The organism is Rhodothermales bacterium (assembly GCA_013002345.1).
Taxonomy (GTDB): domain Bacteria; phylum Bacteroidota; class Rhodothermia; order Rhodothermales; family JABDKH01; genus JABDKH01.
On the sequence record JABDKH010000061.1, the window covers coordinates 1 to 7724 of the forward strand.

Annotated in this window: 6 protein-coding genes; 4 read left to right on the forward strand and 2 right to left on the reverse strand. The window is 58.3% G+C overall.

The window, feature by feature from the left end:
- Positions 1-176: 176 nt before the first annotated feature.
- The 4 genes from HKN37_03075 to HKN37_03090 all read left to right on the forward strand — a co-directional run bounded on the left by HKN37_03075 (position 177) and on the right by HKN37_03090 (position 5171).
- Complete coding sequence (locus tag HKN37_03075; GenBank protein NNE45625.1) at positions 177-2459, forward strand: TonB-dependent receptor; 2283 nt, start codon at positions 177-179, stop codon at positions 2457-2459.
- 10 nt (positions 2460-2469) lie between these two features.
- Positions 2470-3390: a DUF4249 family protein gene (locus tag HKN37_03080; GenBank protein NNE45626.1), complete on the forward strand. Its 921-nt coding sequence runs from the start codon at positions 2470-2472 to the stop codon at positions 3388-3390.
- Positions 3391-3435: 45 nt separating this feature from the next.
- Positions 3436-4128: a glycosyltransferase family 2 protein gene (locus HKN37_03085; protein ID NNE45627.1), complete on the forward strand. Its 693-nt coding sequence runs from the start codon at positions 3436-3438 to the stop codon at positions 4126-4128.
- A 116-nt stretch (positions 4129-4244) separates the two neighbouring features.
- On the forward strand, positions 4245-5171 hold the full coding sequence (locus HKN37_03090; protein ID NNE45628.1) for a branched-chain amino acid transaminase: 927 nt from the start codon (positions 4245-4247) through the stop codon (positions 5169-5171).
- A gap of 34 nt (positions 5172-5205) precedes the next feature.
- Here HKN37_03090 and HKN37_03095 read toward each other — a convergent pair whose 3' ends face one another.
- Entirely contained in the window at positions 5206-7137 is a 1932-nt protein-coding gene (locus tag HKN37_03095; protein ID NNE45629.1) for a T9SS type A sorting domain-containing protein, read from the reverse strand.
- The coding region (locus HKN37_03100) for a fibronectin type III domain-containing protein (protein NNE45630.1) at positions 7137-7724 on the reverse strand (588 nt) is incomplete at its 5' end. The genes HKN37_03100 and HKN37_03095, both read right to left, overlap by 1 nt.

Genomic DNA, 7724 nt, shown 5'->3' on the forward strand with positions numbered 1-7724 from the left:
AGTCGGCGACCTGGAGGCCCGGCAATGACGGTCAGGCGGCCGTTATCTGCGCAGACTTCTGAGACATCGTGAAGGGAGCCCGAGACGTCCTTTCTTCTTTGCCAAGTATGCTCTTAATTAGGCGGTCCCGTACACCGCAGAGCGCGTCTTGCGAAATGAATCCGACGGATCATTAATTGGCCTCTCCTTTCGAAAACACCAGGACACTTCTTCTCGCCATCCTGGTTCTTTTCTCAACCTCGTTCAGCGTCCAGGCACAGACGGCAACGCTACGAGGATTTGTCGTTGATGACGACGGCGGGGAATCCTTGCTGGGCGTCAATATCATCCTCCAGAGCCCGGACGGAAGTGTTCGAGGCGCCGCCACCGATTCTGAAGGATTCTATATCGTCCCTCGCATCCCCGCGGGGACGTACGTTTTCACCGCGTCGTTCATCGGCTTTGAAACCGAACGTGATACCCTTTCTCTGCTCGGCGGACAGACCATGACCAGGAATATCCGGCTTCGAACGGGTCAAGCGGAAATGGACGAAGTGGTCATCGAGGCGGAGCGCGCGCGCCAACCCGCAAGCGTTACTGCAGGTCTTCAGAGCGTGAGTCCGCAGGATATTGAGCTGATTCCTGCCCCCGACGTGTCAGCAGATCTTGTCAACTACATCACAACCCTTCCCGGCGTCGTTTCTACAGGGGACCGCGGCGGAAAACTCTTCATTCGGGGAGGCGAACCGACTCAGAATCTGGTGCAACTGGATGGCATGCTCCTATATCAGCCGTTCCACATCATCGGATTCTATTCCGCTTTCCCGGCCGATATCGTTCGCAACGCGGACATATATGCCGGCGGATTCGGAGCCCGCTTCGGCGGTCGATTGTCGTCGGTTGTCGACATCTCCACCCGCAACGGTAACAAGCGACGAGTGAACGCTGCCGCGACGGTGGCACCGTTCGTCAGTTCTGCTCGAATCGAGGGTCCTATCGTGCGGGACCGGCTGTCCGTAATTCTATCGGCTCGTCAGTCGGTCATCGATCAGGGTGCCGCTCGTCTCATCGACCAGAACCTGCCGTTCCGCTTCGGCGATCAGTTTGGGAAACTGCACGCCACCCTGAGCACGACCAGTCAATTGTCCGTCACAGGTATTCGCACCACCGATCGCGGTGTCGTGGGCCTTCAGGAGGAGTTCGCCGATATCGATTCAGATACGACCAGCCAGGTGAACTGGGAGAATCTTGCCGTTGGAACCCGATTCATCGTACTGCCATCAAGTATGCCGGTCTTCGCAGAGATCGTGCTGTCGATCTCTCGCCTTGACCAGGAACTGGGACCACGAAATGATCCGATCCGAACCTCCTCAATTTCGATGTTCAATGGATCGGCAAACGTTACATATTTCACGACACGAACGGACGTGCACTGGGGGCTCTTTGTCCAGTCATCCGAGCTTGACAGTGATCTCGGAGGACAGTTCCAGAATATCGAGACGGAGCAGGAATTCGTGACGGAGGCGGGACTATATCTGGAGCCTGAGATTCGGGTGACGGATGATCTCGTTGTGCAGCCAGGATTACGCTTGCATGCGTTCCCGAGCAAGTCAAAGACCTTCCTCGAGCCGCGATTTCGAATCGTGTGGAAATCGGGGTCTCATCAATTGAGCGGGGCATTCGGGCAGTATCATCAACAGATCGTTGGACTTAACGATCGTCGCGACGCGGGCGATGTATTCACCGCCTGGTCCGGAGCGCCGCTGCGACTTGTTCCGTCGGCTACACACGCGATCGTCGGATACAAGCTGAGCCCGAGTTTTGGACTGGATCTATCGATCGAAGGCTACTGGAAGAAATTGACCGACCTGTCCGTGCCTGAATGGTCGGCGTTCCCGCGCTTCACTACGAACCTGCAGCCTGCAGACGGTACCGTCTACGGCAGCGATATCCGCGTGGGAATCGACCGCGGCTGGTTCTTCGGGTTTCTTTCCTACGGATATTCTCGAGTCACATACGAAGCCACGGGAGATGCGATACCCCTCTGGTTCGGTGACACGACGCAGGAGTATTCCCCACCTCACGATCGCGAACACCAGATTAGCGCTCTGGCGAGTACTGAATTCAAGGGATTTGCCCTGAGCATTCGCTGGCAGTTCGGGTCCGGATTGCCGTTCAGTCAATCGATTGGATTCGACAAGTTTGTCTTGATTAACGGTGAAACCGATGTCCGGCAGGAGCCGGGCGACACCCGCGTCCTGTATGGTGAGCCGTACGCCGGCAGGCTCCCGTCGTACCATCGCCTGGATGTATCGGTTGATCGGACATTCAGACTGAATCGTGCCGCTCTCACCCTTCAGGCCGGAGTGATCAATGTGTACGATCGCAACAACCTGTTCTACATGGACCTGTTCACGCTGAGTCGAGTAAATCAACTGCCTCTGATTCCGTCCCTTGGAATCAAACTCGAGGTCGACTGAGCGCACCGCAATGCCAACCTCACAGTATCTCTCAGAACAGGGTCTTCTCGTGTGTGCAATGTTGATCCTTGCCCTGACGGCACTGGCACTTGCCGGATGCGACGAATCGGTCAACCCGTTTGTCGAGAGCGATCGGATCTACAGCGTCTACGGTTCTCTCGATATGAATGCGGACACTCAGTACGTGCGCGTAATCCCGATAGACACGAGCCTCATCGTTCGGGAGCAGGGCGCCATTGACGCCAGCGTGTCATCCACCGACATCAACACAAACAAGCGCGTGCAATGGAACGATTCACTGTTCGTGTTTCGGGATGGCTCGCGAGGGCACGTCTTCTATGCTCCTCTGAGAATTGAGCCAGAGCATACCTATCGTCTCGAGTTCGTGCGGTCCGACGGGCAGGCTTCGGTCGCAGAAACGACGGTACCCGGTATCCCCTCAGCAAGTATCGCCGAACCCCGGCGCCTTGTGTTTTCGAGCGGCGCAGTTGAGGTCACACAGAACGTGCTCTGGAGCGGCGTTGAGCGCGCACCGGCTGTGATCGAAATGTGGTACAGATTCTCGGGGTCGCCCCGAAGTTCGTTCACGGACATTCGCTTTGAATACCCCACGGACGACAGGGCAACAGCCGAGCCGGGTTGGACGGTGGTCGTTCAACTCAGTGAGGACCGGAACAAAATACTTGAGAATCTTCGACCCGAAAATTACCTGTTCCTTGGCGTTGGAATGCGACTGGTTATTCTCGACGACCAGTTTGTGCCGCCTGGTGGAATCTTCGATCCCGAGATACTTTCACAACCGGGTGCGTTCTCGAATGTCGACAACGGCTTTGGGTTTGTCGGATCTGTGGGCCGCTTCGACGTTGAATGGGTGCTCGATGCAGAGACCGCAACGGCACTTCAATTTGTTTTGCCCAAGGCGCACGACTGATTCGCTGCCGTACGCGCAGCCCTGTACGCTTGCACTTCATGTACCGTGCGAACGATCGTCATCATTCCAGCCTTCAACGAAGCCCGATCCATCGGTCTTGTCGTCGGTGACATTCCGGACGGCCTGGTCGACGAGGTTGTGGTGGTAAACAACGGGTCGACTGACGAAACCGAGCGCAACGCGGCAAGTGCGGGCGCTACAGTTTTGCGTGAACCTCGCATGGGCTACGGCTGGGCCTGCCTGTGCGGGATCGAGTACGCCAATCGGCAGAATCCCGACATCATCGTATTTCTCGACGGCGATTACAGCGACCATCCGAATGAGATGTCGGAACTAGTGACTCCCATAGTTGAGGACAGGGCTGATCTTGTCATCGGGTCTCGAATGACAGGCGAACGAGAACGCGGAGCGATGCTGCCGCAGGCAATCGTCGGCAACCGCGTGGCGTGTATTCTGATGCGACTGCTCTGGGGAGCGCGGTTTACAGACCTGGGGCCGTTTCGCGCCATCCGTCGTGACGCCCTGCAACAGCTGGGTATGACAGACACGACGTACGGCTGGACCATCGAGATGCAAATCAAGGCCGTTCGTGCGGGACTTCGATGCATGGAGGTCCCCGTCTCCTACCGCCGCCGCATCGGTGTGTCGAAGGTTACGGGCACCGTCTCGGGCACGGTCAAGGCTTCGCTAAAGATCCTTCTCACGATTGCGAAACACGCGTTTTTGCCGCGATCGTGACGTTCGAAAAGGAGGTTCACCCGCGTGCCGACGCGAGAAAACCGCACGAACCTTTTTGCACACCGAGCCGTACTTTCTTCACGTTCAGTTTTTCCGATTGCTTACCTGGTTCTGATATGAAACCACAGGTCTGGTTTAACGGCCGGCTGGTACCGCACGAGTCCGCCACGATCCACGTTCTGTCACACGTCGTCCACTATGGAACATCGGTCTTCGAGGGCATCCGGTGTTACAAAACGAGAACGGGTTCTGCTGTCTTCCGCCTTCAGGAACATATGCAGCGGCTGATCGACTCGGCAAAAATCTATCGGATGGAGATCCCCTATTCGCTGGACGAGCTGGAGGGAGCCGTGGTCGATACGATCCAGCAGTCGGGTCTGGAGTCATGCTACATTCGACCCGTCGTGTTTCGCGGAGTCGGCCCGATGGGAGTTAATCCTCTCAAGAACCCGGTCGAGACCGTGATTGCAGTCTGGGAGTGGGGCGCATATCTGGGTCCGGAGGCACTGGAGAATGGTGTCGACGTCCATGTTTCCTCATGGAGCAGAATGGCTCCGAACACCTTCCCGTCACTCGCCAAGGCCGGCGGTAATTATATCAATGCCGGACTGGCAAAGATGGATGCCATCTTGAACGGGTATGACGAGGGTATCATGCTGTCGGTCGATGGGTTTGTATCGGAAGGCAGCGGGGAGAACATCTTCGTTGTCAGGGACGGAGCGATTATCACGCCGCCGGACAGCCTTTCCCTTCTGCCCGGTATCACACGCAATTCGATCATCCAGCTCGCCCGCGACCATGGGTTCGAGGTTGAAGAGAAGCTGATACCGCGCGAAGCCCTTTACCTGGCGGATGAAGTCTTTTTCACGGGAACGGCTGCTGAGATCACGCCGATCCGGTCGATCGACAAGCATACCATCGGGGCCGGTCGTCGCGGACCTGTCACCGAGGCGCTTCAGACGGCCTACTTCCGCATCCTCAAAGATGGAGAGGATCCCTACGGCTGGTTGCGACCCGTGGAGGTCGCCGCGGTACAGGCCTGACGGGAAATCGGTGCGCCCGGTCTGGTCATCGCTGCTATCGTCTCAATACGATCAGTGCAGAGCGGTTGTCAGCGGAGGCGGATAGTCGGATCACGTAGACCCCGCGGGCCAGGTGCTGTCCGGACGCATCACGACCATCCCAGTTCGTCATGTGGGAGCCGGAAGTGTGGGTACGGTCCACCAGCGTGACGAGGCGTCGTCCAATCAGATCATAGACTTCGATTCGTACGGCGCCCGAACGAGGTAACTCGTAATGAATCCGTGTATGCTCGTTCATGGGATTCGGGTATGGATTCGTCAGGCGCAGGGCATCGGGGGTACCAGGAACTGATTCATCCGACACCGGCTTCGTCCCGGATGATGCGGTAATAACAAACGACTCCTCCTGGGCGAATATGGAGGTATTGTGGGAGTTATCAACGGCCTGGACGCTCCAGAAGTAGGTCCCGTTCGGCAGGTCCCGAATCGACCATGCGGCACTTGAACCTGCGTTTCCGCGTGAGGCTCGAGCTGGGCGACCGGTGCGCCCGAGAGGAACGGAAATCACATCCCCCAGGCCCGGCGCCGTCCCTGCGCGCACATTGTAGGTGAGGGCGTCCGACGTCGTCCTGTCGTCCAATGCCGCCGACCAACGGAGTGCGACCCGTCCGCCGGATACACTGGACGAAAGCCCGGACGGTGGGTCGGGAGACGCGTTGACCACCAGCTCGCCGTTCATGAAGACGTTCGTGATCGCGACGCCGTCTCTATCGGGACCGATCATCACCAGGTCAAGATCACCGTCGCCATCGAAGTCACCGGCATCCAGGCGACCAGGAAACGTGCCGGAAATATTTGAGACGTGACGAAATCCGCTGCCCTCATTTCGGTAGATGCGTGCGGCCGCCCTGCCAAAGACCAGATCGCTCCCACCATTCGTCAGAATGTCCAGCGCCCCGTCATTGTCGACGTCCATCCACAACGCAGAACCTCCGACGATTCCCTCGACGTTAAATGGAGCCTCTTCGAGCGCGGTACCGGCAGCGTTGCGATAGACGTGCGTGATACCCTCGAGAACCAGATGACTCGCGGTGCCGCCGGACGCTAACAGGTCGGGAAAGCCATCCTCGTCGTAATCACCCCAGTCGAGTGAACAGAAGACGAGGCCGACACCACCGAACGTGACTTCCCGAAACGTCCCGGGCTCATCGTTCAGAAACACCTGCGTTGAAAGCGAGCCATCGTTCGCGGCCCCGCACAATGCTATGTCGAGATCACCGTCGCGATCAATGTCCGACCACGCTGCATCGCCAAATGCGAGGTCGGGAAGATCCGACTCAACCGGGGAGAACGCTCCATCGTCATTGCGATACAACATGGTTGACGGCTCGCCTGCGACGTTCCGCCCCATCACGACAAGATCAGCATCGCCGTCGTTGTCCAAATCTCCCCATCGCGCTACACCAAGCACGGGCGCAATAGTTGCCACGCTTCGCGCCGAAAAACCACCCGATCCATCATTCTCAAAGAGGTGAACTACGGGCGTAAATGCGCCTCCCGTCTCCCCCGTCCCGGAAACGATGGCGTCCAGGTCGCCGTCTCGGTCGTAGTCCGCCCAGTCCAGGTCGGCGAGCCAGAGATCCGGCGCGGTATCAAGTGATGACAGCCGGCGATAGTCCGCCACCGGCCTCGCCGAGCCCTCCTCAGTCGTCGTAACAACGGTGCCTACTTGCTCGAAGACGGTGGACGTGGGTGTACGCGATCCGGGACCCGTACTGGAGACCAGAACCAGATCCTCGTCCCCGTCGCCATCCAGGTCAACCCACGTCACGTCGCCGAAGCTCGCGGCATCGATCAACGTCTGGGCGCGATAATAGCTGAACGGCGCCTGGGCCACTGCATCTCTCGTGATGAGCCCTGCGGCACCAACGAAGACCGCAACGATCAGAGTCGCCCACCGTCGCTGCAGATGGTTGATCATATTCATCAGGCCCCGATGCTGAATGTCTGCTCGACGGCGAACGGTGACCCTGCGAATGAGTTGTCTATTGCCTGCACGCTCCAGTAGTACGTGCCGGGTGCCAGCCCTTCGATGCGCCACTGCGTGCCGTGTCCGGCGTTGCCCTCGTCCAGCAGATACCGCTGGCCCGAAAACGGATTCGCATGCGGCGACGCGATATCGACTCCGCCGGATGTTGTACCAACCCGTACACTGTACATCAAGCCCGGTGAAGGGCTGTTCGGGTCCACCGCACTCTCCCACGACAACTCAGCAGACGATGCGGTAACCGTGCTTTGCAGTCCAGTCGGCTGCAGCGGTGGCAGGTTCTTCGCGAAACCGGCATTGCGATACATGGTCGTCATCGCTTCTCCTCGTCCCCTGTCGCCCATCACCAGCAGATCGAGGTCCGAATCGTGGTCATAGTCTGCCATGCTGATGTTGCCGTAAGCCAGACCCGGAACCGGCTGGGCGCCGAGTCCCGTGAGCTGAATCTGGCCGCATTCAAACGAGCCGCCCGTACCCTGCAAACATGCCTGCGTGATGTTCGATCCGAATGCCTCTCTTCGACCCAG